The 22,937-nt window shown below is 62.2% G+C and carries 22 protein-coding genes; 6 read left to right on the top strand and 16 right to left on the bottom strand.

Annotated elements, in window-relative coordinates; translation table 11 throughout:
• Positions 1–28 precede the first annotated feature (28 nt).
• The 4 genes from pheT to KJQ12_RS13880 form a co-directional block, all read right to left on the bottom strand.
• Positions 29–2,467 (bottom strand): phenylalanine--tRNA ligase subunit beta, encoded by a 2,439-nt coding sequence (gene pheT, locus KJQ12_RS13895; RefSeq protein ID WP_213485212.1) that lies wholly within the window; start codon positions 2,465–2,467, stop codon positions 29–31.
• Positions 2,468–2,489: 22 nt separating this feature from the next.
• Positions 2,490–3,524 (bottom strand): phenylalanine--tRNA ligase subunit alpha, encoded by a 1,035-nt coding sequence (gene pheS / locus KJQ12_RS13890; protein WP_213485210.1) that lies wholly within the window; start codon positions 3,522–3,524, stop codon positions 2,490–2,492.
• A gap of 480 nt (positions 3,525–4,004) precedes the next feature.
• The gene (locus tag KJQ12_RS13885; RefSeq protein WP_213485209.1) at positions 4,005–4,688 is read right to left on the bottom strand and encodes a YcnI family copper-binding membrane protein; all 684 of its coding nucleotides are present in this window, start codon (positions 4,686–4,688) and stop codon (positions 4,005–4,007) included.
• A 147-nt stretch (positions 4,689–4,835) separates the two neighbouring features.
• A complete protein-coding gene (locus tag KJQ12_RS13880) occupies positions 4,836–6,059 on the bottom strand; it encodes an MFS transporter (RefSeq protein WP_213485208.1) in 1,224 nt (407 codons plus the stop codon).
• A gap of 102 nt (positions 6,060–6,161) precedes the next feature.
• Here KJQ12_RS13880 and KJQ12_RS13875 point away from each other — a divergent pair, with 102 nt between their 5' ends.
• Complete coding sequence (locus tag KJQ12_RS13875; protein WP_342344861.1) at positions 6,162–6,653, top strand: MarR family transcriptional regulator; 492 nt, start codon at positions 6,162–6,164, stop codon at positions 6,651–6,653.
• 29 nt (positions 6,654–6,682) lie between these two features.
• Here KJQ12_RS13875 and KJQ12_RS13870 read toward each other — a convergent pair whose 3' ends face one another.
• The 7 genes from KJQ12_RS13870 to KJQ12_RS13840 form a co-directional block, all read right to left on the bottom strand.
• The gene (locus tag KJQ12_RS13870; RefSeq protein ID WP_213485206.1) at positions 6,683–7,537 is read right to left on the bottom strand and encodes a response regulator transcription factor; all 855 of its coding nucleotides are present in this window, start codon (positions 7,535–7,537) and stop codon (positions 6,683–6,685) included.
• Positions 7,534–8,442, bottom strand: coding sequence for a sensor histidine kinase (locus KJQ12_RS13865; protein ID WP_213485205.1), 909 nt, complete (start codon positions 8,440–8,442; stop codon positions 7,534–7,536). The genes KJQ12_RS13870 and KJQ12_RS13865 overlap by 4 nt, the downstream gene beginning before the upstream one ends.
• Before the next feature lie 18 nt (positions 8,443–8,460).
• Complete coding sequence (locus KJQ12_RS13860) at positions 8,461–10,101, bottom strand: copper resistance CopC/CopD family protein (RefSeq protein WP_213485204.1); 1,641 nt, start codon at positions 10,099–10,101, stop codon at positions 8,461–8,463.
• A gap of 126 nt (positions 10,102–10,227) precedes the next feature.
• The gene (locus KJQ12_RS13855) at positions 10,228–10,446 is read right to left on the bottom strand and encodes a cold-shock protein (RefSeq protein ID WP_041853812.1); all 219 of its coding nucleotides are present in this window, start codon (positions 10,444–10,446) and stop codon (positions 10,228–10,230) included.
• Positions 10,447–10,635: 189 nt separating this feature from the next.
• Positions 10,636–12,012 (bottom strand): NADP-specific glutamate dehydrogenase, encoded by a 1,377-nt coding sequence (gene gdhA / locus KJQ12_RS13850; RefSeq protein WP_015254026.1) that lies wholly within the window; start codon positions 12,010–12,012, stop codon positions 10,636–10,638.
• Between the two features lie 227 nt (positions 12,013–12,239).
• Positions 12,240–13,223, bottom strand: coding sequence for a diaminopimelate dehydrogenase (locus KJQ12_RS13845; RefSeq protein ID WP_015254025.1), 984 nt, complete (start codon positions 13,221–13,223; stop codon positions 12,240–12,242).
• Positions 13,224–13,377: 154 nt separating this feature from the next.
• Entirely contained in the window at positions 13,378–13,656 is a 279-nt protein-coding gene (locus tag KJQ12_RS13840; protein ID WP_213485203.1) for a CD3324 family protein, read from the bottom strand.
• A 754-nt stretch (positions 13,657–14,410) separates the two neighbouring features.
• Here KJQ12_RS13840 and KJQ12_RS13835 point away from each other — a divergent pair.
• A complete protein-coding gene (locus KJQ12_RS13835) occupies positions 14,411–15,328 on the top strand; it encodes an amidoligase family protein (RefSeq protein WP_213485198.1) in 918 nt (305 codons plus the stop codon).
• A gap of 50 nt (positions 15,329–15,378) precedes the next feature.
• Here the strand turns inward: KJQ12_RS13835 and KJQ12_RS13830 are convergent, their stop codons facing one another.
• The 5 genes from KJQ12_RS13830 to KJQ12_RS13810 form a co-directional block, all read right to left on the bottom strand.
• On the bottom strand, positions 15,379–16,203 hold the full coding sequence (locus tag KJQ12_RS13830) for a GNAT family N-acetyltransferase (protein WP_213485196.1): 825 nt from the start codon (positions 16,201–16,203) through the stop codon (positions 15,379–15,381).
• Between the two features lie 89 nt (positions 16,204–16,292).
• Positions 16,293–16,802, bottom strand: a complete 510-nt coding sequence (locus KJQ12_RS13825; RefSeq protein ID WP_213485195.1) for a GNAT family N-acetyltransferase — start codon at positions 16,800–16,802, stop codon at positions 16,293–16,295.
• An 87-nt stretch (positions 16,803–16,889) separates the two neighbouring features.
• Positions 16,890–17,735 carry an SDR family oxidoreductase gene (locus KJQ12_RS13820; protein WP_015254019.1) on the bottom strand — a complete coding sequence of 282 codons (846 nt, stop codon included), beginning with the start codon at positions 17,733–17,735 and terminating at the stop codon, positions 16,890–16,892.
• A 4-nt stretch (positions 17,736–17,739) separates the two neighbouring features.
• A complete protein-coding gene (gene uxuA / locus KJQ12_RS13815; RefSeq protein ID WP_015254018.1) occupies positions 17,740–18,807 on the bottom strand; it encodes a mannonate dehydratase in 1,068 nt (355 codons plus the stop codon).
• A gap of 176 nt (positions 18,808–18,983) precedes the next feature.
• On the bottom strand, positions 18,984–19,349 hold the full coding sequence (locus tag KJQ12_RS13810; protein ID WP_213485193.1) for a DUF6220 domain-containing protein: 366 nt from the start codon (positions 19,347–19,349) through the stop codon (positions 18,984–18,986).
• Between the two features lie 158 nt (positions 19,350–19,507).
• Between KJQ12_RS13810 and KJQ12_RS13805 the strand changes: the two genes are divergently transcribed.
• The 4 genes from KJQ12_RS13805 to KJQ12_RS13790 all read left to right on the top strand — a co-directional run bounded on the left by KJQ12_RS13805 (position 19,508) and on the right by KJQ12_RS13790 (position 22,794).
• Complete coding sequence (locus KJQ12_RS13805; protein ID WP_213485191.1) at positions 19,508–20,194, top strand: response regulator transcription factor; 687 nt, start codon at positions 19,508–19,510, stop codon at positions 20,192–20,194.
• Positions 20,191–21,594, top strand: coding sequence for a sensor histidine kinase (locus KJQ12_RS13800; protein ID WP_213485190.1), 1,404 nt, complete (start codon positions 20,191–20,193; stop codon positions 21,592–21,594). Before KJQ12_RS13805 ends, KJQ12_RS13800 begins: the two co-directional genes overlap by 4 nt.
• A gap of 54 nt (positions 21,595–21,648) precedes the next feature.
• A complete protein-coding gene (locus KJQ12_RS13795) occupies positions 21,649–22,266 on the top strand; it encodes a DedA family protein (protein WP_213485189.1) in 618 nt (205 codons plus the stop codon).
• 102 nt (positions 22,267–22,368) lie between these two features.
• Entirely contained in the window at positions 22,369–22,794 is a 426-nt protein-coding gene (locus tag KJQ12_RS13790; RefSeq protein WP_213485187.1) for a VOC family protein, read from the top strand.
• Positions 22,795–22,937: the final 143 nt, after the last annotated feature.

The following is a 22,937-nucleotide window of genomic DNA, read 5'->3' as shown; positions in this document are numbered from 1 at the left end:
CTTCGATGCGGCTTTCCCCGTTTCCTGCCTACTTGCGCAATTCGGCGCCGAAAGCCGACGCCAGACGGTCCAGGACCGCGGCGTGGCGCCCGGCCGCTTCATCATCCGTAAGCGTCCGCTCCGGATGGCGGTAGACGAGCGAGAACGCGACGCTCTTCTTGTCCGCGCCGAGCCGGTCGTCAACGTACACGTCGAAGACGCTGACCGACTCGAGCAGATCGCCGCCCGCTTCGCGGATGGCGGCGAGCAGGCTGCCCGCTTCGACCGAACGGTCGACCAGAACGGCGAGGTCGCGCTCGACCGATGGATAGCGCGGCAGCGGCTGCTGAATGATCGCGGTGTCCGCATGTTCGTAGAGCGGCTCCAGCGCCAGCTCGAAGACGTAGGTGTCGTCCAGCTCCTCTTGCAGCTGGACCGACGGATGCAGCTGGCCGACGTAGCCGATCAGCATTTCGCCGCTGCCGGTGTCGAGCAACACCTTCGCCGACCTGCCCGGATGCAGATTGTCCAGCGCGGCCGCCTCGTAGCGGATTCGCCCGCTTACGCCGAGCAGATCAAAGATCGTCTCAACGACGCCCTTCGCGTCGTAGAAATCGACCGGCTCCGCCTTCACGTTCCATTGCACGTCCGTCCGGCTGCCGGTGAGCAGGCCCGCGATCCGGTGGCGTTCCTGCGGCAGTCGCGTCAGCGTCTGTTCGTCCGTCAGGAAGACGCTGCCGATCTCGAACAGCTTCAAATCGGTGTTCTTCCGGTTCCGGTTGTAGATCGCGGCGTCGATCAGGCTCGGCACAAGGCTCGTGCGCAGCTCGCTCCGGTCTTCGCTCATCGGCATCGCGACCCGGATCGGCACCGCGCCTTCGGCGAGCAGCGTGAACATGCGCGTGCGGGACGGATGCGTGAGCGAGTAAGTGAACGTCTCCTGCAGCCCCGCGTCGGCCAGCTTCGCCCGGAGCGCCCGGCGGATCGCCTGGGGACCGGTCAGCCTGCCGGCCGTCGTGCTGCCCTCGATCGCCGTCGACGGAATGTTGTCGTAGCCGTGGAGCCGCGCGACTTCCTCGATCAGGTCGACGTCGCGGGAGATGTCGCCGCGCCGGGTCGGCACCTTCACGGTGAAGACGCCGCCTTCGGATACTGCGGATTCGAATCCGAGCCGCGCGAAAATCTCCTGCACCTCGACAGCGGTGAGCGACGTGCCGAGATGGCCGTTGATCTTCGCCAGCGTCACGCTGACCACGGCCGGCTCCGCCTCGCGCACGACGGCCTGAACGATGCCGTCAAGGACCGTTCCGCCTGCATAGAGCGCCATCAGGGCGGCGGCGCGGTCGACCGCCGGCACGACGCGCGCCGGGTCGACGCCTTTCTCGAAGCGGAGGCTCGCCTCCGAGCGCAAACCCAGGCGGCGGGACGTGCGGCGCACCGTTGCGGCGTCGAACTCGGCCGACTCCAGCACGACGTTCACCGTCTCATCCGACACTTCCGTGTTCGCGCCGCCCATCACACCGGCCAGTGCGACCGGACGCTCGCCGTCCGTGATGAGCAGCATGTCCGGATCCAGCTTGCGCTCCTGGTCGTCCAGCGTCACCATCGTCTCGCCCGGCCGGGCCAGCCGGACTTCGATCCGGCCGCCCAGCTTGTCGGCGTCGAACGCGTGCAGCGGCTGGCCGTATTCCAGCATGACGTAGTTCGTAATATCGACGATGTTGTTGATCGGACGGACGCCGGCCGCGATCAGCCGGTTCTGCATCCATTGCGGGGAAGGTCCGATCTTCACCCCTTGCACATACCGGGCCGCATAGCGGAAGCAATGCTCCGGCGCGCTGATCGTCACGGCGATCTTGTCGGCCGCCTTAAGAGCGCCGCTCTCCACGCGGGTATCCGGCAGTTTCACCTGCCGTCCCGTCAGCGCGGCCGCTTCATAAGCGACGCCGAGCATGCTGAGGCAATCCGAGCGGTTCGGCGTCAAGTCGAGTTCGAGCACCGCGTCGTCAAGCGCAAGATATTCCGTGATCGGCGTGCCGATCCCGCTGTCTGCGGGCAGGACGAGGATGCCCTCCTGCATGTCCTTCGGCAGCAGTTTGTCATTGATGCCGAGCTCCTTCGCGGAGCAGATCATCCCCTGCGACTCAACGCCGCGCAGCTTGGCGCGCTTGATCGCGATGCCGCCCGGCAGCTTCGCGCCGATCAGCGCGACGGGCACCTTCTGCCCTGCGGCGACGTTCGGCGCGCCGCAGACGATTTGCAGCGTCTCGCCGGTGCCGGCATCCACCTTGCACACGCTCAGTTTGTCCGCGTCCGGGTGCTTTTCTTTTTCCAACACATGACCGACGACGACATTCGAGACGCCCTGGTTGCGCTGTTCGACCGTATCGATCTCGATGCCGCCGCGCGTCATCAGCTCGGCCAGCTCTTCCGGCGACACGCCCGACAGATCGATGTATTCTTTCAGCCATTGATAGGAAACTCTCATCGGTAAATAGCCGCCCCTTTCCCTACATCCGCGCGAATTGGCGCAGGAACCGCATGTCGTTCAGGTAGAAAGACCGGATGTCGTCCACGCCGTATTTCAGCAGCGCAACCCGTTCGATGCCGAGGCCGAAGGCGAATCCGCTCACTTCGTTCGGATCGTAGCCGCCGTACTCGAGCACGCGCGGATGCACCATGCCGGCGCCCAAAATTTCAAGCCAGCCGGTGTGCTTGCACATCCGGCAGCCGTCGCCGCCGCACTGCACGCACGTCACGTCGACTTCGACGCTCGGCTCGGTGAACGGGAAGAAGCTCGGACGGAGCCGGATGCGCGCCTGCGGACCGAACATCGCGCGTGCGAACGTCAGCAGCGTCCCCTTCAGGTCGCTCATGCGGATGTTTTTGTCGACGACCAGCCCTTCCACTTGATTGAACTGGAACGAGTGCGTCGCGTCGTCGTCGTCGCGGCGATACACTTTGCCCGGGCAAATGATCTTGAGCGGCGTCTGCCCGTTCATCGCCTGCATTGCGCGGATCTGGACCGGCGACGTCTGCGTGCGGAGCAGAATCTCGTCCGTGATATAGAACGAATCCTGCATGTCGCGCGCCGGATGGTCCTTCGGCAGATTGAGCGCCTCGAAGTTGAAGAAGTCCGTCTCGACTTCCGGCCCTTCCGCGATCGTATAGCCCATGCCGAGGAACACGTCCTCGATCTCGCGCGCCACTCTCGTGAGCGGGTGGATGGCGCCTGTCGGCAGTTTCCGGCCCGGCAGCGTGACGTCAATCGTTTCGGCCTTGAGCCGGCGTTCCGTCTCCTGCTCCTGGAACAGCCGCTGCTTCTCTTCGATCGTCTGTTCGATCGCCCCCCGCACTTCGTTGGCGATCTGGCCGACGACCGGACGCTCTTCGGCGGAGAGGCTGCCCATGCCGCGCAAAATTTCGGTGAGCGCGCCTTTCTTGCCGAGATATTTGACCCTGAGGTCGTTCAGACGGGCGGGATCGGCGGCCTCGGCCAGCTCCCGCAGCGCTTCATCGCGAAGCGCCTCCAGACGTTCCTTCATCGCGATTCGATACCTCCAGAACAGGCTTGATATCAGGGTGCAAAAAGAAAAGCCTCCCGCCCCGCAAGGGACGAGAGGACCGTGGTACCACCCTTATTCCAGCCGGGACAAGCGCGCGGATACGGCCGGTTGGACAGGGCCGTGCGCATGCTTGCCGTATTCGGCTTGCGCCGCGTATGCGAGCGCAGCCGATGGCTGCTTATTGTGCGGATAACGGACCGCGCCGGGCACAGCCTACTGGGGCGCCGCATTTCCTTGTGATCGGCATCCCGTTCAGCGGCCTGCTACGGAGGGAATTTCAGCAGCCGGTTGTCGCAAGGACGCTCTCAGTCTCCGGCGTCCTTTCCCTGTGCGGCCTGATGCTGCTTACTTGTCTCCGTCATGGCATTTGGCTTCATAACATTGATTTCTATTATAGACAATCCGATTCGGTTTGCAAGTGCGGGCGCCTGTGATCGCAGGTCGCAGCGTGCCTGCGGATTACTTTGCGGAACGCTGCTTCCGGCGATTTTGCAGCAAAAGCACCAGCGACAGGGTAAGCGCCGTAATCGACAGCAGCCACGCGACGATGATCAGCGCCACGATCAGCGCGTCGTATGAACCGTCCTCCTTCGCCGAAGAAGAGGAAGACGAAGCCGATGCCTGCGTTTCCCCGCCGTGGCCGTGGCCGTCATCGGCCGGGTTGCCCGGCACGACGGCGATTGCCGGCGCCGGGGTCGGCGAATCGGTATCCGGAGCGCCGATCCACTCGACGACGCTGCCGTCCGCGTACGTCTGGTACGCCTTCCAGACGAGCAGACTTTCGGTGTCGGCGTCCGGCAGCACGCGCCCGGACATGCGGAACTCCGCAAACTCGGTGACATCCAGTCCGTGTCCGGGTTCAGCCGTCCACGACACCTCGGTGATCACCTGATCCGCGTTTCGTTTGAACTCGACGGTCCAGCCCGGTTTCGGTTCGAAACGGGTAATGTTCACGGCTTCGGGGAACACAACGCGCACGGCGGTTGTCTCGGTCCCTTCCTTCTCGCTGGGAACGCGCACCGTGAACACCACGTATGCTCCCTGTTCCACTTCGTTCGGCCAGATCGTCACATGCGCCGAAGCCGGCAATGCCGCCAGCAGGAATACGGCGATCCCCGCCGTCAGCGCCATGATTCGTTTCATCAAATCAAATCCCGCCCTTTCCGGTTAACATCCTTTCCCAGTTTAGCGCGCCGGACGGACGGGGACATGACGCGAAAGGGCTATAAATGTTGCAAATTTGCGTCTGACTGCCGGCCGGACCGGAAAGGGGTACGGATAATTCCGGACTCAGTGTGCGGATTGGACGCGATCGACGTGCTTCACCCGGCTATACGACATCCCAATGTACAACACGGAAACCAGCACAAACGCCGCACCGACGATGAACGGCACATGAGGATTGTAGAGCTCCGCCAATTTCCCCGCCAAATACGGCGCAATCGCGCCCCCGATGAACCGCAGGAAACTGTATGCCGCCGATGCGGTCGAGCGCTCTACCGGCGCGGCATTCATGACGGCCGTCGTAATTAACGTGTTGTTGTTTCCAAGCCATGCGCCCGCAATGATGACAGCCGCGATGACCACCCATTGTGTGGATGTCCAGATGCCCATCGCCAGCAGGACAAGCCCGAACATCAGCAGCATGGCGCACATCGATTTGATCGTTCCGAAACGTTGCTGCAGCTTCGGCGCCATGAAGACGGAGGTAACGGCCAGCAGAATCCCCCATCCCAGAAAGACCAGCCCCAACCCGTGCTCATCCAGATGCATGACAAAAGGAGCGTAGGCCAGCAGAGAGAAAAAGCCGAAGTTGTAGAGCATCGCGGTGATGCCGAATACCAGGAGGGGCCGGTGCCTGAGCGCTCGGAACGGATCAAGCAGCGAAGTCTTCTGCCTCGCGCTGCTTCGCCCGCCGGATTTCGGCATGAGCGCGCTGATTCCGATGAAGGCGACGAGCATTAGCGTCGCAACGCCCAGGAACGGTCCTCTCCACGAGATGCCGCCGAGCCAGCCGCCAAGCAATGGTCCGACCGAAATGCCGAGGCCGATCGCCGCCTCATACAGGATGATGGCTTTCGCGGTGCTGCTCCTGGAAAGTGTGACAATGGCGGTCAGGGCCGTTGCGACGAACAAGGCGTTGCCCAATCCCCAGCCGGCTCTGAGTCCGACCAGCGTCCAGATGCCGTCCGAAACGCCGCCAAAACCCGAAAAAAGCGCGATGAACACAACACCGGTGAGCAATGTCCATTTGATGCCGATTCTTGACGAAACCGCGCCGGTAATCAGCATCGCCGCCGCCATGACCGCGTTGTAGCTGGTAAACAGCAATGTCACTTCACTCTGGGAGGCGTTCAAACTTTCCGCAATCGCCGGCAGAATGGGGTCCACAAGACCAAGCCCCATAAACGCGATGATGCAAGCGAAAAAAACAGCCCATACCTCCCGCGGCTGCTTCAGAATGCTTTCCGTTGAACTTTGACCGATTGCCGCAGATCGTGATGATGATGCCATGGGAAGACTCCTTTCCTTCGCTTTTACGATGGATCCGTCGGATGCGCTTGAAAACAAGTTGTATTATACAACTATACAGGAAAGAGTCAATGCATTTTTTGTATGGAATTTTATCGGCGAAGCTCCGTATGGTACCATAGTCTCGTTAAGGAATACGAACTTGCGGGGTCATTTATGGATAAGCGGCGCGATTTGGAGACGATCGAACTGGAATTGGCCATTTTCGTCCGACGGATCACATCCAGCAGCAGCAAAGCCGGAACTCTCGACCGTTCGGCTTATCTTCTGCTCCATTACATTCATTCCAGAGGATCTGCCAGCGTCCGGACTCTGGCAGACGCATTCCGTTTGGACATCTCGACAGCCAGCAGACAGACGGCAGCCCTTGAGAGGAAGGGATATATATTCCGGACGCCGGACCCTTCCGACAAGCGATCTTTTCTGCTGCAGCTCACGGAATCGGGAACCCGGGAATTATTCCTGCACAAGCAAGCGCGGCTGGAGCGGTTGACGGAGCTGCTTGAGAGTTGGTCCGAGGAGGAATGTCACCGGTTTGGGGAACTGTTGAGGAAGTTCAACCGGACGCTCGCATAGCGTCGCCGCCGCAGATGAGCAGCTTGCGCTTAATCCGATCCGCCGGGCCCGGACGCGCCGTCCCCGTCCCGGCCGACAATGCCGTTCTCGTATGCATATCGCGTAAGCTGCACCCGGTTGTCGAGATGCAGCTTCTGCAGAATGTTCTTCAAATGATTCTTGACCGTATGCTCCGACAGGCCGAGCCTTGCGGCAATCTCGCGGTTCGACTCGCCGCTTGCAACGCGTTCGAGCACTTCCCGTTCCCGCGCGGTCAGCGGCGTCAGAATGCCGGCTGTCCGGCGAACGCGGGACTGCGGCGCGGAAGGCGTAGGCGAGGATGGCGTCCTGCGAACCAGCCACGACCGCCGCGGCTTCCGGTCCTCCCGGGACATCCCTTCATGCCGGCCGTCAGCCTCCGAACCCATGGCATCGCCCGGCACGCCGCCGCCGGTGAACGTCTTCAGCAGCATGCGGGCGATCTCCGAAGACATCGGCGTCTCGTCATTCACGATGGAGCGCAAATAGTCCAGCCATACGGACGGCCGGACGTTCTTCGGCAGAAAGCCCTGCGCGCCGCAGCGCAGCGCTTCGAACAGAAACGCCGGTTCGTCATGCGCGGTGACCATGACGATGCGGACATCCGGAGCCCAGCGCTTGACCAACTGCGCAGCCTCCAGCCCGCTGATGCCCGGCATGTTCACATCCATCAGCACAATGTCCGGCGCGAGGCGCCGGACCGCTTCGAGCGCTTCCTCGCCTGACGCCGCTTCGCCGACGACCTCAAAACGCGGTTCCGCTTCCAGGATGTCCCGCATCCCTTCGCGTCCGTGCGGATGATCGTCGACGATCAGGACGCGGTGCCGGCTGCCGCCGGATGCGCCGTTTCCTTCATACGCCGTCATGCCCTGCTTCCGCCTTTCCGCCTTTCGTGAAATGCCAGCCTCGTCCGCGGCGAGTCATCCCGCGCCGCGCGATCCTCCTTCTCCACCGTCACCGTCGTGCCGCCGCCGGGCGCAGACCGGATCTCAAGCCTCCAGCCCATCTCTTCGGCCCGGCTGCGCATCATCCGGATTCCGTACCGGTCGAACGCCTTGAGGTCCGACTCGCCCAGCCCGACGCCGTCGTCCGCGATCTCGCACCTGAACCCCCCGCCTTCGGACGGTTCCATCGCCACGCGAATCGTCCGCGCGTTCGCATGCTTGCGCGCATTCAGCACCGCTTCGCGCACGATCGCGAGAAGCTCCACCTTCTCCTTGCTCGTCAGCAGCCGGTCCGGCAGCCGGCCTTCGCATTCGAACCGGATGCCGGCATCCGTCACTTCGCCGCCGAGCGCTTCGACGGACGCCATCCACGAGAAATCGCCCGGCGCAGGCAGCGTGCGCAGGTTCGCAATGGACTGGCGGACGTCGTCGTAGACGCGGCGGATCGTCTCGCGGATGCCCGCGCTCACTTCGCGGGCCGCTTCGCTGCAATCCGTCCGGTCCAGCTTGTCCAGCTTGACGGACAGCAGGAACAGCGACTGCGAGATGCCGTCATGCAGTTCCCGCGCAAGCTGCTCCCGCTCCTCGAGCGCCGCCTTCAGCATGCGCTCCCGCTGCAATTCTTCCTGCGTCGCTTCAAGCTTCGCGAACAGTTTTCTCAGCAGCGTAACCGTCACGAGGAACACGATCACGGGCGCCAGCAAATTGCCGAGATCCATGGACACGTACGGCAGCAGCACCGTATGCCGCAGGTACTCCCACAGCCCGATCGTAATCGTCGGCGTCCAGAGGATCAGGTGCTTGATCGTTCGGTATGACAGCTTCATCGCAACACCCCGCGGTGATCAGTAATTCCGGAATGTCTCGAGGTGGACCTTCTCGTTGTCTTCGCTATCTGTCACGCGGATTTCCGCCGTCCATTTCCCCGCGAACGGAAGATACGGCCCCTCCGCCCGGTACGCCGTCTTGACGAAACCGGAGAACTGGTCGAATTCGTCGTCTTCGTAACGCTCGAGCGGCACGTCGATCGGCCCCGCTTCCGGCCGGTCTTCCGAACGGAGCCGCAGCACGACCGACTTCGGCTCGCCGACCGGTTCCGGAAGCCACACCTTGACGATGAAGCGGTTGTCCCCCGGAACATTCGGCGACACGCGCAGCGTCAGATGCATGTCCTCACCCATCTTGTGGGCGTAGACCGGCTCGTTCGCCGGCAGCGGGCTGATATGGGTGAACAGGCCGACGATGATCACGATTGCGGCCATAACGGCGGCATCGGCTTTCAGCAGCGCGCCCTGCGGCATGCCGCCCCGCCGCATCCGCAGCCGGATCGCGCCGCCCGCCAGCGCGGCCAGCACCGTGAGCCCCGTCTTCACCAGCAGCAGGGTGCCCCAGCCGGTGTAGAAAAGATAATCCGGGCCCGGCAGGAACATCCACGCGGTGACGAGACCGCTCGCCGCCAGCGCGATCATCGACCAGAGCGCCGGTCCGCTGAACACCGCCGCAAAACGCGCCGCTTCTTTCCGGTCCGCGAACCACAGGCCCGCCAGCATCGCCAGGCCGCCGGCCCACACGGCCGCTCCCGCCAAATGGATGAAATCCGTGCCGATCGTCAGCCATGCCTGCTCATAAGCCGCGGCATGTCCAGACATGCTCTCGACAAGCAGCAACGCGCCGGCCCATATGAGGCCGACCGCGCGCGACGCGGTCCGAACCAGGGGACCGAGCAGCGCCAGCACCAACAGGACCGCCCAGCCGCGGCCGATATTCGTCTCGAGGAACAGTGTTCCCCACTCGGAGCCCGGCTGTCCTTCCATCAATTCCGTGGCATGAAAGAATACATACAGGAGAGCCGCCACGAGGAAAGCGCGCGCCGTCCACAATCCCCACCGGCTGCTCCAGTCGCGGAATCCGGCATCGAACGACCGCGAACGCCGGGGCGCCCAGGCCGACCAGATGAACCATCCGGCTGCCGACAGCAGCGCGCCGAAATAGAAAATCCGCACGACGTACAGAAGAAACTCCCCCGTCGACAGCTGCGTCGCGGCTCCTTCCCCGTGTCCTTCATGCCCGAGCTGCCGGTGCAGGTCAAAAACCGATGCGTCGATCGCTTCGGGCGGATCGCCGACAACGAACACATAGGAACCTTCGACCGGATGGCCGTCGGCCGACAGCACGCGGTAGGTCACCGTGTACAATCCTTCGCCGAGCCGGGGCAGCGATAGCCGGAGCGTGCGGCCGCCGGCTTCGACTGCCGGGTCGCCGTCCGCCACCCGTTCCGACCGGCTGCCGAGCACCCGCAGGAAGCCGATCGACGCGTCGACCGGCTCGTTGAATTCAAGTCTGACCTCGCCCGGGCCCGTTGCGAGCCTTTCCCCGGGCTCCGGCGCGGAGCGCTCCAGCACGGCGTGCGCGTCCGCCCGCCCGCCCGCGGCGAGCAGCGCGATGAGCAGCGCCGCCAGCCAGAGCGGCACACGAATTCCTCGCATAATCGTCCCCTCTTTCAAGTAACTACCACTATAAAAGATCACCGGCGCAACTGCAACAACGTCCGGCCAACCGTCACAACTGCGACAAAAAAGGCCCGCCGTCACCGGCAGGCCTGATTCTGACGCTCACCTTGGCTCCTTGTCGCTGACGCGCGGTAGCATCCGCACGCCGGGCTTCATGGCCGAGCCGCACAAAGGACATTTCGGATGCGCTTCGAACGTGAGCCCTTTGCGCATCCAGCAGGGACAATCGTCGCTCACACACTCCCAAACTTCCGTCTGAAAGAGCGGCTTCGCATCCTTCTCACGTTTCGTCCGCGGGTTGATCCATGCGCTATGGTTCATTGTAGATCCCGTCCTTTGCCGCCAAAGATCTTCCATGAACCCTGGTCCTCATCCGTATCTCCTCCCATACAGCCTGAGATGTACGAAGGCATTCCGCCGATGCGGCGGAATGCCCCTGTTACCCAGACCATAACAAAATCGGGTGCGGTCGTCAACCGCACCCGACAGCGGAGAATATGAAGACCCGGATTAAACCACGCCTTGCGCGATCATGGCGTCCGCCACCCGCTTGAAGCCGGCGATGTTGGCGCCGACAACCAGGTTGCCCGGGTGGCCGTAAGCTTCGGCCGCTTTCACGCTGCTCTCGTAAATGTTCTTCATGATCTGATGCAGCTTCGCGTCCACTTCCTCGAACGTCCAGGAGAGGCGCATGCTGTTCTGCGACATTTCGAGCGCGGAGACGGCAACGCCGCCGGCATTGGCCGCCTTGGCCGGTCCGAAGAGAACGCCGTTCTTCAGGAAGACGTCGATCGCTTCGAGCGTCGACGGCATGTTCGCGCCTTCGCCGACCGCCTTGACGCCGTTCGCCACAAGCTGCCGGGCGGACGCTTCGGAGATCTCGTTCTGCGTCGCGCACGGCAGCGCGATGTCGCACGGAATCGACCAGATGCCTTCGCAGCCTTCGGTGTAGGTCGCATGCGGATGCTCTTTCACATATTCGTGGATCCGCTTCCGCTCGACTTCCTTGATCCGCTTCACGGTCGCGAGATTGATGCCCTGCGGGTCATAGACATAGCCGTTCGAGTCGCTGCACGCGACGACGCGCGCGCCGAGCTGCTGCGCCTTCTCGATCGCATAGATCGAGACATTGCCGGAGCCGGAGACGACCACCGTCGCGTCCTTGAAGCTGAGCCCCTTCGACTTCAGCATTTCCTCGACGAAATAGATGCAGCCGTATCCCGTCGCCTCGGTGCGGCCCAGGCTGCCGCCGTAGCCGACGCCCTTGCCCGTCAGCACGCCGGCTTCGATGCTGCCGCGGATGCGTTTGTACTGGCCGTACATGTAGCCGATCTCCCGCGCGCCTACGCCGATGTCACCCGCGGGCACGTCGACATCCTGACCGATGTACTTGTACAGCTCCGTCATGAAGCTTTGCGTGAACCGCATGATCTCCTGTTCGGATTTGCCCTTCGGGTCGAAGTCCGAGCCGCCCTTGCCGCCGCCGATCGGTTGGCCGGTGAGCGCGTTCTTGAAGATTTGCTCGAAGCCGAGGAACTTGATGATGCTCGCGTTGACGGACGGGTGGAAGCGCAGGCCGCCCTTGTACGGACCGAGCGCGCTGTTGAATTGGACGCGGAAACCGCGGTTCACCTGCACGTTGCCGTTGTCGTCAACCCACGGTACCCGGAAGGTGATGACGCGCTCGGGCTCGACGATCCGCTCCAGAATGCCGTGCTTGATGTAATGCGGCTCTTTCGCGAACACCGGCGTGAGCGATTCGAGGATTTCCTTCACCGCCTGATGGAATTCACTTTCGTAAGGGTTACGCGCGATGACGGTTTTGTAAACTTTCTCCACATAGGCTTTGGCTTGCGTCATGCTCTCATCTGACAAAATCGTGCTCATCCGTTCACTCTCCTTTGCATTATCCCGCTGTTTATTTGCACTCTCGCAGCGATAGTCTACAGTCTAATGCATAGACCGCCCGGATTGCCAATAAATCTTTTTTTCGAACACGATTAAATGAATTTATTACTATTTTTTCCATAAAAAATGTGAACCAACGTAACACTAAAATGTTACATCGGTTCACACAAACACCTAATTGTTAGGAAACCTTCCGTAACGCCGCGTTACAGCAGCGTTGCGCGCAGTTCCTCCGGCGATTTCGGCGACAGGAGACCGAACGGAATGTCAAATACGGTCTTCGCGCCCGATTGCCCTTCCCGATGCAGGCGGATCGCCGCTCTTGCATAGGCAACCAGCACGCTCGCCGTGAACTCCGGATTGCTCTCCAGCTTCAGGCTGAATTCGATGATCTGCTTCGTTCCCTCACCCGTGACGCCGCTGCGGATGACGAAGCCGCCGTGCGGCATGCCGGCGTGGTCCCGGCGCAGTTCTTCTTCCGTAATGAACGTGACGGTCGTGTCATAGTCGGCAAAATAGTTCGGCATCGTGACGATCGCCTTCTCGATCGCCGCTTTGTCCGCGCCTTCTTCGGCCACGACATAGCAATGGCGGGTATGCTTCTCCCGGGTCGAAAGATCCGGGGTCTCGCCCGAACGGATGCGCTCGATCGCCTCGACGGACGGAATCGTGTACTGAACGCCGGCTTTCACGCCGGGCACGCGGCGGATGGCGTCCGAATGGCCCTGGCTGACCCCTTTGCCCCAGAACGTGTATTCCTTGCCCTGCGGCAGGATGGCTTCCGCAAGAAGGCGGTTGAGCGAGAACAGCCCCGGATCCCAGCCGGTCGAGATGACGCTTACCGTGCCGGCTTTGCGCGCCGCCGCGTCAACCGCCTCGTAGAACTCCGGAATCCGCGCATGCGTGTCGAAGCTGTCAACCGTGTTGAACATTGCCGCCATCGCCGGCGTCTGTTCGGGCAGATCCGTCGCCGATCCGCCGCACATGATCATGACGTCAATGCGGCCTTTGTACTGCTCGGCTGCGGAAATATGTTCAAAGCGGATGCCCGCTTCCCCGTTCATTTGCGCCGGATCGCGCCGCGTGAATACCGCAACCAGTTCCATGTCCGGATTTTGCCTGATCGACTGGACAACGCCGCGCCCCAGGTTGCCGTACCCGACGACGCCGATCTTGATCGTTTCAGCCATATTGCTTTCCTCCATTAAAAGGTAAAATTACTTTCCTAGTATAACTGACCGGCTGCGCGGCCTGCAATCGAAACGGCGAATTCCGCGGCAGGGGATTGATGGAAGGGAGGCAAAACAAAAACGCAGCCTGAAAGCCGCGTTTTCCGTTTGGTGATCATTTCGCCGTTCGGCGCGATTTTCCGACGATCTTGCGGATGCTCTGGGCGGACAGATGGAACTTCCGTTCCAGCTCCGCGATCGACCGGCCGCTCATGTAGTCCTGGATGATCTGCCGGTTCCGTTCGGCCAGCCATTTCCGCGCGCCGCTCAGTTCGCCCCAGCCGGCCCGCTTGCTCGCCGGTTTCGGGATATAGATCAATTCCCCCTGGATATACTTCTGCAGTTCGGAGAGCAGACTAGGGGGAAGCACATCTCTTCCATTTTTGTAATTCAAAGCCCGAATCCTCCCCGTTCATGAACAAACCAAAAGCCGTCTTCTCCATCACCTCGGCGGCTGCCGCAGCGCCGCTCATGCCGACAATCCGAAATGGCGTTAGCATGGTTCATCCTCCTTTCGCAAAATTCGCATCCGCCCCGGGCGGATTGCGGGTGAAACAAAAAAACCGTGGACGAGACCGCTCCACAGCTGCCGTTCCGCCGGAAGCCGCCCGCATCAAGCGGCTTGCGCCATCCGGCCGAATCTGTACACTGTCCGTTTGTCCCGTGCCGAAGCTGTAAGGTTACCGGTCTACCGCCTGTTCGATGCGCATGGAAACGCACTCCTTTCAACCGTCTGCCATTCCAGTATACTTGAAAGCATTTTCAGCAGGCAAGCTGCCGCTCGCTGTCCCATTCGCCAAATAAAGGAGGGAGGCCTTTCGGCCCCCCGGTTCATGGCGGCATCCGGATTAACCGTTCGCCACCTCTGTCATTGTCCGCATTGCCTGGATCAACTCCTTTCATCCAGATTTGTCGGCCCGACAATTTTATTGTACCAGCCAAAGGTTCGGACTGGCAGCGAAAAAACAATTTTAGCCGTTTTATACCAGAGAGGTTTTTGCGCCTCCGCATCGAAATGGTTGATATGCGCATCAAAGACGAGGGAGGATGCGGCATGCCGATTATGAAAATCCCCTGGTAATCCCGTGCGCCTCCTCGCCGGAAGTCGACCTGGAACCCCCATCAGACACCGGAGAGGATGAAAGGGAATGACTTACCCGCTTAATGTCGATTGGAAAAGATTGCGCTACGGCGTGGAAATCGAGTTCGTTGAAGGAAAGCCGTTGGAAGTGGAGCTGCCGGCCGGATGGTCGATGCTCACGAACGAACTGCAGGTTGACGAACGGGGCATGCCGTCGGGAGCGGAATTGACATCGCCGCCGCTCGCCTGGAGCGAGCGGGAACAGATCCGTCTGATGACGGAACGGCTCAAGGCGACCGGCGCGGCCGCGAACTGGAGCTGCGGCCTCCATGTCCATGTCGACCTGTCGGCCTGGGGCGAATCCATCATCGAGCCGCTGCTCGACGCGGCGCTGGGCACGCAGGACGCGCTGCGCCGGCTGATGCGCACGGCCGGCCACCGGCGGATGTTCTGCCCGCCGGTGACGCGGGAAATGCGCGAGCGGTATGCGGCGCGGCCCGGCAGCAATGCGCTTCACAATCCCGGGCGGCCGCAGTCGCACCGGTGCGGCATCAACGCCCGCGCCTGGTACGACAACGGAACGGTCGAGATCCGCTACGCGAACGGCTCGCTCGAGTATGACGAGATTGTGCGGACCGTCGAGCTCTGCCTCAGGTGGACGGCAGCCGTCGGCGCGGCGAAGGCGCTGCCGAACGAGCCGGAAGCGCTCGCCCGGGCGCTGGGCGCGCCGGCGGAAGGTTATCCGCCCCCGCCTGAGCCTCCCCTGTGGCATCTGGAGCGCATGTGGCTCGAAGACGCGCTCGTCCCGGTGCTGGCGCCGCTCGTTACGGAGCGGATGCCGGACGGCGAGATTCACACCATCCGGCCCGAGCCGGGCGGGCGGCTGCTCGTCGAAGCCGAGGACGAATGCGGCGCGATCCGCCGGTTCACCGCCCGGCCGTCCGCCCGCGGCTGGGAGCTGTCGGACTGCCCGGCCGATACGTAAGCAAAAATCAGGAGGGAGACGGCGCGCCGCCGTCTCCCTCCTGATTTTTGTCATGCGCTCCACTCCCGGTGGAAGCCGATCTCGACGATCGGCCGGAGCGGCTCATATCCGATCCGGCGGTACATCCGGTTCGACCCCGGATTGGCGGCGTCGGCGTACAGGATCGGCGTCAGGCCTTCATCGAGCAGCTTGAGCGTCAGCTCCGCGGTAATGGCGCTGCCGTAGCCCCGCTTGCGCGCATCGGGCCGCGTATAGACCGCGTTGATGCGCCCGTGGCGCGCCGAGCGGTACGCGATGTTCGCCATCGCCACGCATTCGTCCCCGTCCGTCCAGAAGAACAGTTCGCCCGCCTCGATCATCCGGTCCGCCGCCGGAAGCTGCGTGAACGCGGGAACGCGCTCGCCGTATGCGTCCCGCGAGAACCCGGCGAGAAAGAGGGCGGCCGTATACCGGTCGGCGCTTCCGGCCTTGCGGAGGCAGCCTTCGGCGGATGCCGCAAGGCGCAGCGCCCGGCACTCGTACGGCACCAGCGTCAGCCGTTCCGTCCAGGCCATCCGCCGCCTGGCCGCATAGGCGTCGGCGAACGCCCGCGCGGCGGCGGGATCGCCGATCACGCCCGGCAGATCGACATCGTCGAGCCGTTCCGCCAGCTCGCAGATGCGCGAGCGCCGGGCATCCTCCGCCGCGAACGGGTCCACCCACAGCCAGCCGTTGCGGCCCGGCGTCTGCGCATAGAGCAGCATGCCGTCGCTCGATTTGATCCTGAGCGCATCCGAAAAACCGCTGAGCTGGCCCAGCAGATGGAATCGCGCCTCGTCCTGCAAAAATTCGGGACGGTCAAACACCTCGTCCCGGGCACGCAGCGAGACCAGCATTGTCCTGCCTTACCTCCGCTCCACAAGCTCCACAATTTTCGACAGCCCCAAAATCCCCGTCGGCTCCGCAAAAAACGCAGCAGACCGTTTCACAACCGTTCCGCCGTCTTCGTGAAGAACAGATTGAGGTCGTGATCCACCGGGACCTGCTCGCCAAATGGAACGGGCCGGCCTTTATACACGACCCCCCGGCCGTCCGGGATATACCCTCTCCGGGCGTACAGCCGCTGCGCCTGGCCGTAGCTGGCCGTCAGTCCGACGCCGATGCCGACGATCCCGTACTTCTCCAGCGCGATCTTCTCGACGGCGTCGAGCAGCGCGTCGCCGATGCCCTGCCGCCGCATCGGCGGGATCACGTTGAAGTCGTTGATCTCCGGAATGCCGTTCTCCGCGAAGTACGGGTAATCGGACCGCGTCAGCAGGTGCAGGCTTCCCGCATATTCGCCGTCCCGGAACGCGAGCAGCGTAATGCGCGCGCCCGCCTCGTTCTCCCGCCAACATCGGGGATAATACTCTTCATCACGGTGAATGCCGTGCTTCAGGAAAACTTCCCGCATCATGGCGGCGTCTTCCGCTCTCATCCGGCGAATCTCGATCATATCCATTCCTCCATCCTGTCCGCGCGGCGGGTCCCTTAATCAAGCGCAAGAGCAGCCACCCCTTCCGGGATGGCTGATGCATGCGGATTACACGCCGGAATAAGCCAGAAATCCGCCGTCGACGGGCACCGTGATGCCGGTAACGAACCTCGCCGTTGCATCGTCGGCCAGCCACAGCAGCGCCCCGAGCAGATCCTCGGGCTGACCGAACCGGCGCATCGGCGTATGCGTGATTATTTTATGCGCCCGCTCCGTGAGCGATCCGTCCGGATTCGTCAGCAGGCTGCGGTTCTGCTCCGTCAGGAAGAAGCCGGGCGCGATCGCATTGACGCGGATGCCGGCCTCCGCGAAGTGGACGGCCAGCCACTGCGTGAAGTTCTCGATGGCGGCTTTGGCGGCGCTGTAGGCCGGCACCTTCGTCATCGGACTCGGCGCGCTCATCGACGAAATGTTGATGATGACGCCGCCCCGGCCGAGCATCTGCTTCGCGAAATGCTGCGTCGGAAGGAGCGATCCGATAAAGTTCAGGTTGAAGACGTACTCGATGCCCTCGCGGGTCAGATCGAAGAACGTCGTCACGCCTTCCTTGCCGAAATCTTCCGGTTTGAAAATTTCATGCGTCGTAATGCCCTTCGGATGGTTGCCTCCCGCCCCGTTGATCAGAATGTCGCACGGGCCGAGCTTATCCGCGACGACGGCCGCCGCCTCCGCGACGCCGGCTGCGTCCAGCACGTCGCATGCAACGGCGATTGCTTCGCCGCCCGACCGGCGGATCGCTTCGGCGACCGCCTCGCCCTTCTCCGCCGTCCGGTTCAGAATCGCCACCTTCACGCCCTGCCGGCCGAGCTCACTCGCCATCGCCGAGCAGAGCACGCCGCTGCCGCCGGTGATGACGGCGACTTTGCCCTTCAGATTGTCATGGATCGGCAGCATATCCTCATCCCTTCTTCACGCGTTCGAGCGCATCCCAGGCGCCCCACAGGTACATGATGCCGAGCGCGCGGTCGTACAGCCCGTATCCGGGCCGGCACTGCTCGTCCCAGATGTGGCGTCCGTGGTCCGGACGGGCGTATCCCGTGAACCCGGTCTCATGGTAGGCCCGCACCACTTCGGCAATGTCGACGGAGCCGTCGCTTGAGCGGTGCGACGTTTCGATGAAATCGCCGTTCGGATACACGCGCACGTTGCGGATGTGCGCGAACGGGATGCGTCCCGCAAACTCGCGGATCATGGCCGGGATGTCGTTCGCCGGATTCGCGCCGAGCGATCCGCTGCACAGCGTGATGCCGTTGGAGGGGCTGTCCACCATGTCCAGCACGCGGCGGATGTTGTCCCGGTTCGTGATGATGCGCGGCAGGCCGAACACCGACCACGGCGGATCGTCCGGATGGATGGCCATTTTGATGTCATACTGCTCCGCGACCGGAACGACCGCCTTCAGGAAGTACTCCAGATTGCGGAACAGATCTTCCTCCGTGATGCTCTGGTACGCCTCGATCGTCGGACCGGCCTTCTTCAGCCGCTCCGGCTCCCAGCCGGGCATCGTGAAGTCCGGAATCTCGGCGATCTTGCGGATCAGTTCCTGCGGATCCATGTTGTCGATCTTGGCTTTTTCGAAAAAGAGCGCCGTCGCCCCGTCTTCCATCTCTTTGAACAAATCCGTGCGCATCCAGTCGAACACCGGCATGAAATTGTAGCAGATCACCTTCACGCCGACTTCCGCCAGGTTTTTGATCGTCTGGATGTAGTTTTCGATGTACCGGTCCCGCGACGGCAGCCCCATTTTGATATCTTCGTGAACGTTTACGCTTTCAACGACCTCGATGTGAAAGCCGTATTCGTCCGCCAGTTTCTTGTAGTGCCGGATCTTGTCCATCGGCCACACTTCCCCGGCGGGCACGTCGTGCAGCATCCAGACGATGCCTTCGACGCCGGGGATCTGACGGATCTGTCTCAGCGTGACCGTGTCGTTGCCTTCGCCGTACCAGCGAAACGTCATCCTCACAGTCTTCTCTCCCTCTCATGCCTCGTAATCGGTTACATTATCCATTATAGCGGGTTATTCGGCGCAAACCTATACGAATTTGACATTATTCCTTACGGTTTTTTCCGAAGATCCGCTGCAATACTCTGCCGAAGCACCGCCGCAAGAGCGGAACGAGGGAATCATAAGCATGCGGATTACGGACGCATCGCGGCCACGGCCGTCCGCCAGGCCAGCATGAACATGAACAGCGCGATGACCGGATGCAACAGGCCGATCCCCGGAATGTTGGCCGTCATGTATTGCAGGATCACGAGGCCGAACAGCGCCGCAGCCCGCCATTTGATTGCGGCGGCGAATCTGCCCGGGAACGCGAGGATCAGCAAGAGGACCGGCAGCCATTCCAGGATGCGGACGAATACGACGTGGCTCCGCCAGTACGCCGGATCGACGAAGACCGCCGCTCCGGCCAGCAGCGTCTGGACGGCGATGCAGGCCGTCAGCAGCCAGGCGAGGGCGGCAAAGCCGCTGCGCATAACGCGCGTCCTTTTCTCGTTATTCATCTTGCACATCTTCCTTTCCGCATGGATTGCCGTTAACGTAGCAAATGATTGTTGCGAAAATATGAAGAACGGATGCGGAAATGTTGAAGTTTCGCAAACTTCCGGCCGGTCCGTGTACAATGGAGACAAAACTTTTGTGACAGGCAGGTGGTTTCGCCGTGGCGCTGACGCTGCTCCTGGTGGACGATGAACCGAAAATGCTGGATTTCATGGCATCCTATTTCCGCCGCGAAGGCTATGACGTGATCACGGCTTCCACCGGATCGGAAGCGCTCCGGCTGGCGCAGTCCGCGAAGCCGGCGGTCGTCGTGCTCGACTGGATGCTGCCGGAGATGAGCGGCATCGACGTCTGCCGCGAGCTGCGCCGCACAAGCAACGCGGGCATCGTCATGGTGACGGCGCGGGCCGATGAGACGGACAAAATCATCGGCCTGGAAGTCGGCGCCGACGATTATGTGACGAAGCCGTTCTCGCTGCGCGAACTGCATGCCCGCATCCGTTCGCTGATCCGGCGGATGGGAGACCGCGAACCGCAGGACAAGCTGATGGAGCGGGGCGGCCTGACCATTTCGGAGGCGCAGATGCGCGTCTGGAAACGCGGGGTCGAAATTGCCCTGACGCCGACCGAATTTCGGCTGCTCACCGCGCTGGCGGCCAGACCGGGCATCGTCTACAGCCGGCTTCAACTGCTGCAGGCCGCGATGGAGGACGATTACCTGAACGATGAGCGGACCGTCGACGCCCATATCAGCAAGCTGAGGAAGAAAATCGAGGACGATCCGTCGAAACCGGCATTCATCCAGACCGTATACGGATTCGGCTATCGGTTCGGAGGCGGCGCATGACGATCCGGAAACGTCTGTTCCTCGCCATGGCTGCACTGATCGCGCTCATGGGGCTTATTTTCGCAGGGCTTACGCTGTTCGTCGTGCGCGGGGTGATCATCCATATTCCCATCGCGGACCGAAGCGAAGAAGTGCGGGCAATCGCGGATCAGATCGGTAATTATTTCCTGGAAAATGGAAGTTCATGGGAAAATACGTTGCGGGACGAACGACTGAAATCGCTCCTTGGTGAACGGAAAGCCGACAGCATGCTGCTGCTCTCGGCGGACGGCAGCGTCGTGCTGCATGCCGGAGGCGAGAGCGCCGAGATGATCCGGCGGCTCGGCATGCACGAACGGATCGAGCTGGATGGCATGCGGATCGCCGATCTATACTACTATGTTGAAGAGGCCGCCCGCCTGAAAATCATCCAGCTTGGCGTCGGCAATTCGGTGACGATTCTGCTGCTTGCGGCCGTGGCCGTCGTCGGCCTGATCGCGCTGGCGGCGGCCTGGCGGATGGCCCGCCGGCTGACGGAGCCGATTCACACGCTGATGCCGGCCATCGAACGGCTGGGCGCCGGCGAGCTCGGCGTGCAGGCGCCGGTCACGACGCGGGACGAATACGGCAGGCTGGCGGCGGCTTTCAACGCCATGTCGACACAGCTCATGCGGTACGAGACGGCGCGCCGCAACCAGACCGCCGATATCGCGCACGAACTGCGCACGCCGCTCGCGATCATGCAGGGGCAGCTCGAAGAGCTGCAGCTTCGCGGGGAAGCGGTCCGTCCCGAAACGCTCTTGCCCTTGCAGGACGAACTGATCCGGCTCAACCGGCTGGTCGGCGATCTGCATCATTTGTCGCTGGCCGAAGCGAACAAATTGCGGCTCGACCGGAGAAGGGTCAACCTGGCGGATCTGCTCGGGCGGATCGCGGAACGGGCCGGGACGGAAGCCGCGGCGCGCGGCATCCGCATCCGGCTTGAAGCGGCGCCGGAACTCCCCGATGCCGACGTCGATCCGCACCGGATGACGCAGGTGTTCCTGAACATCATCATGAATGCGGTGCGCCACTCGCCGGACGGCGGCACGGTGACGGTCGACGTGCGGGCCGAATCTTCAGTCGGCGGCGGCGATTCCCGCGGAAACGGCGCCATGCTGCGCGTGGCGATCGCCGACGAAGGGCCGGGCATCGCGCCGGAACATCTGCCGCACATCTTCGACCGGTTCTACCGCGCGGACGATGACCGGTCGCGCGGCACGGGCGGCATGGGACTCGGCCTCTCGATCGCGAAGGCGTTCGTGCAAGCGCACGGCGGCACGATCGAAGCCGAGAGCGAGCATGGCGCCGGCACCCGCTTCATCGTCCGCGTGCCGGCCTGGACCCGCGACGGATGCGGCCCGGGCCGGACTGTACTATAATGGAACGATGAGATTTCCGCATCGGACTTCGTCCGATGGAAAGGTTGAACTTCCGTGGCAGAGACACTGCTCGAATTGTTGGAAGAGTGGGGCATATGGGGCGTGCTGGCTTCCCTTTTCATCGAAGGCAGCGCATTTCCGTTCATCGGGACGTTCTTCATCGTCACGGTCGGATTTGTGATGGAACTTTCGTGGCTGCAGATCGCCTGGATCTCCGCAGTCGGTAGCTTGCTGTACGCCATCGGCAGTTATATTCCCTATTTCATCGGATACGCGCTGGGCAGCGGCCTGGCGAAACGATTGAGCGAGGCCCGCAGGCAGCAGCTTGAGCAGGCGTCCGCCGCCTTCAGCAAATACGGCATCTGGAGCGTCGCGATCGCGAGCCCGCTCCATCTGGGCAACGCGGTGCCGTTCATCGCGGGCATGTCCAGAATGAAGCTGCATCTCTACACGCTGCTCACGATGCTCGGCATTGCGCCGTCCACGTTCCTGCTGCTCAGCATCGGCAAGTTTTACCCCGGAGACCGGGATGCGGCGATGGACGCGATCGTGGAATACCAATCGTATGTCCTCGCGGCGTTCATGATTTTGACGGCGGCTTACATCGGTTGGAAAATTTACCGCTCCCGCCTCGCCAGACGGAACGTGACGGACAAGACGATCGGCTCTTAACCCGGGCTGCGCAGCGGACGGATGAACCGCTCCTGGAAGACTTCCGGATCCGGGGCATACTGAATACGGTTGTCCACCATCCAGGCAAAGGAGCTGACGTCCATGTCCATCCGGTTGAATCCGTATTTGATTTTCAACGGCAATGCGGGAGAAGCGATTTATTTTTATGAGAAAGCGCTGGGCGGGCAGATCATGGGCATCATGAGCTTCGGGGATATGCCGTCCGTCTCGGACCACCCCGTCCCCGAAGAAGCCCGGGACCTCGTCATGCACGCGCTGCTGAAAGTCGGCGACTCGGAGCTGATGTTCTCCGACGCGTTTCCCGGCATGCCGTACCAGCAAGGCAGCGCCGTCGAGATCGCCGTCGTCCTTGACGACGAGGCGCAGGCCAGAAAGATCTTCGACGCGCTGAGCGAAGGCGGAGAAGTGGTCATGCCGCTGCAGAAGACGGACTGGAGCCCGCTTTACGGAATGGTCAAGGACAAGTACGGCGTATCGTTCCAGGTGAACGTTGCCGGAGAGCAATAAATCGAGTAGGAGGGGGCGGCTAGCCCCCGACCTCTCACACCACCGTACATGCGGGTCCGCATACGGCGGTTCCGTAAGGTTAACAAACTCAACTTTCGCAGTATGAAATGGGCAAACAAGCCTTGATGTAGCTGGGCAAAGCT

Origin of the sequence: Thermobacillus xylanilyticus, assembly GCF_907165215.1 — a bacterium.
Lineage (GTDB): Bacteria > Bacillota > Bacilli > Paenibacillales > Paenibacillaceae > Thermobacillus > Thermobacillus xylanilyticus.
This window is presented reverse-complemented; position numbering and strand designations above follow the sequence as displayed.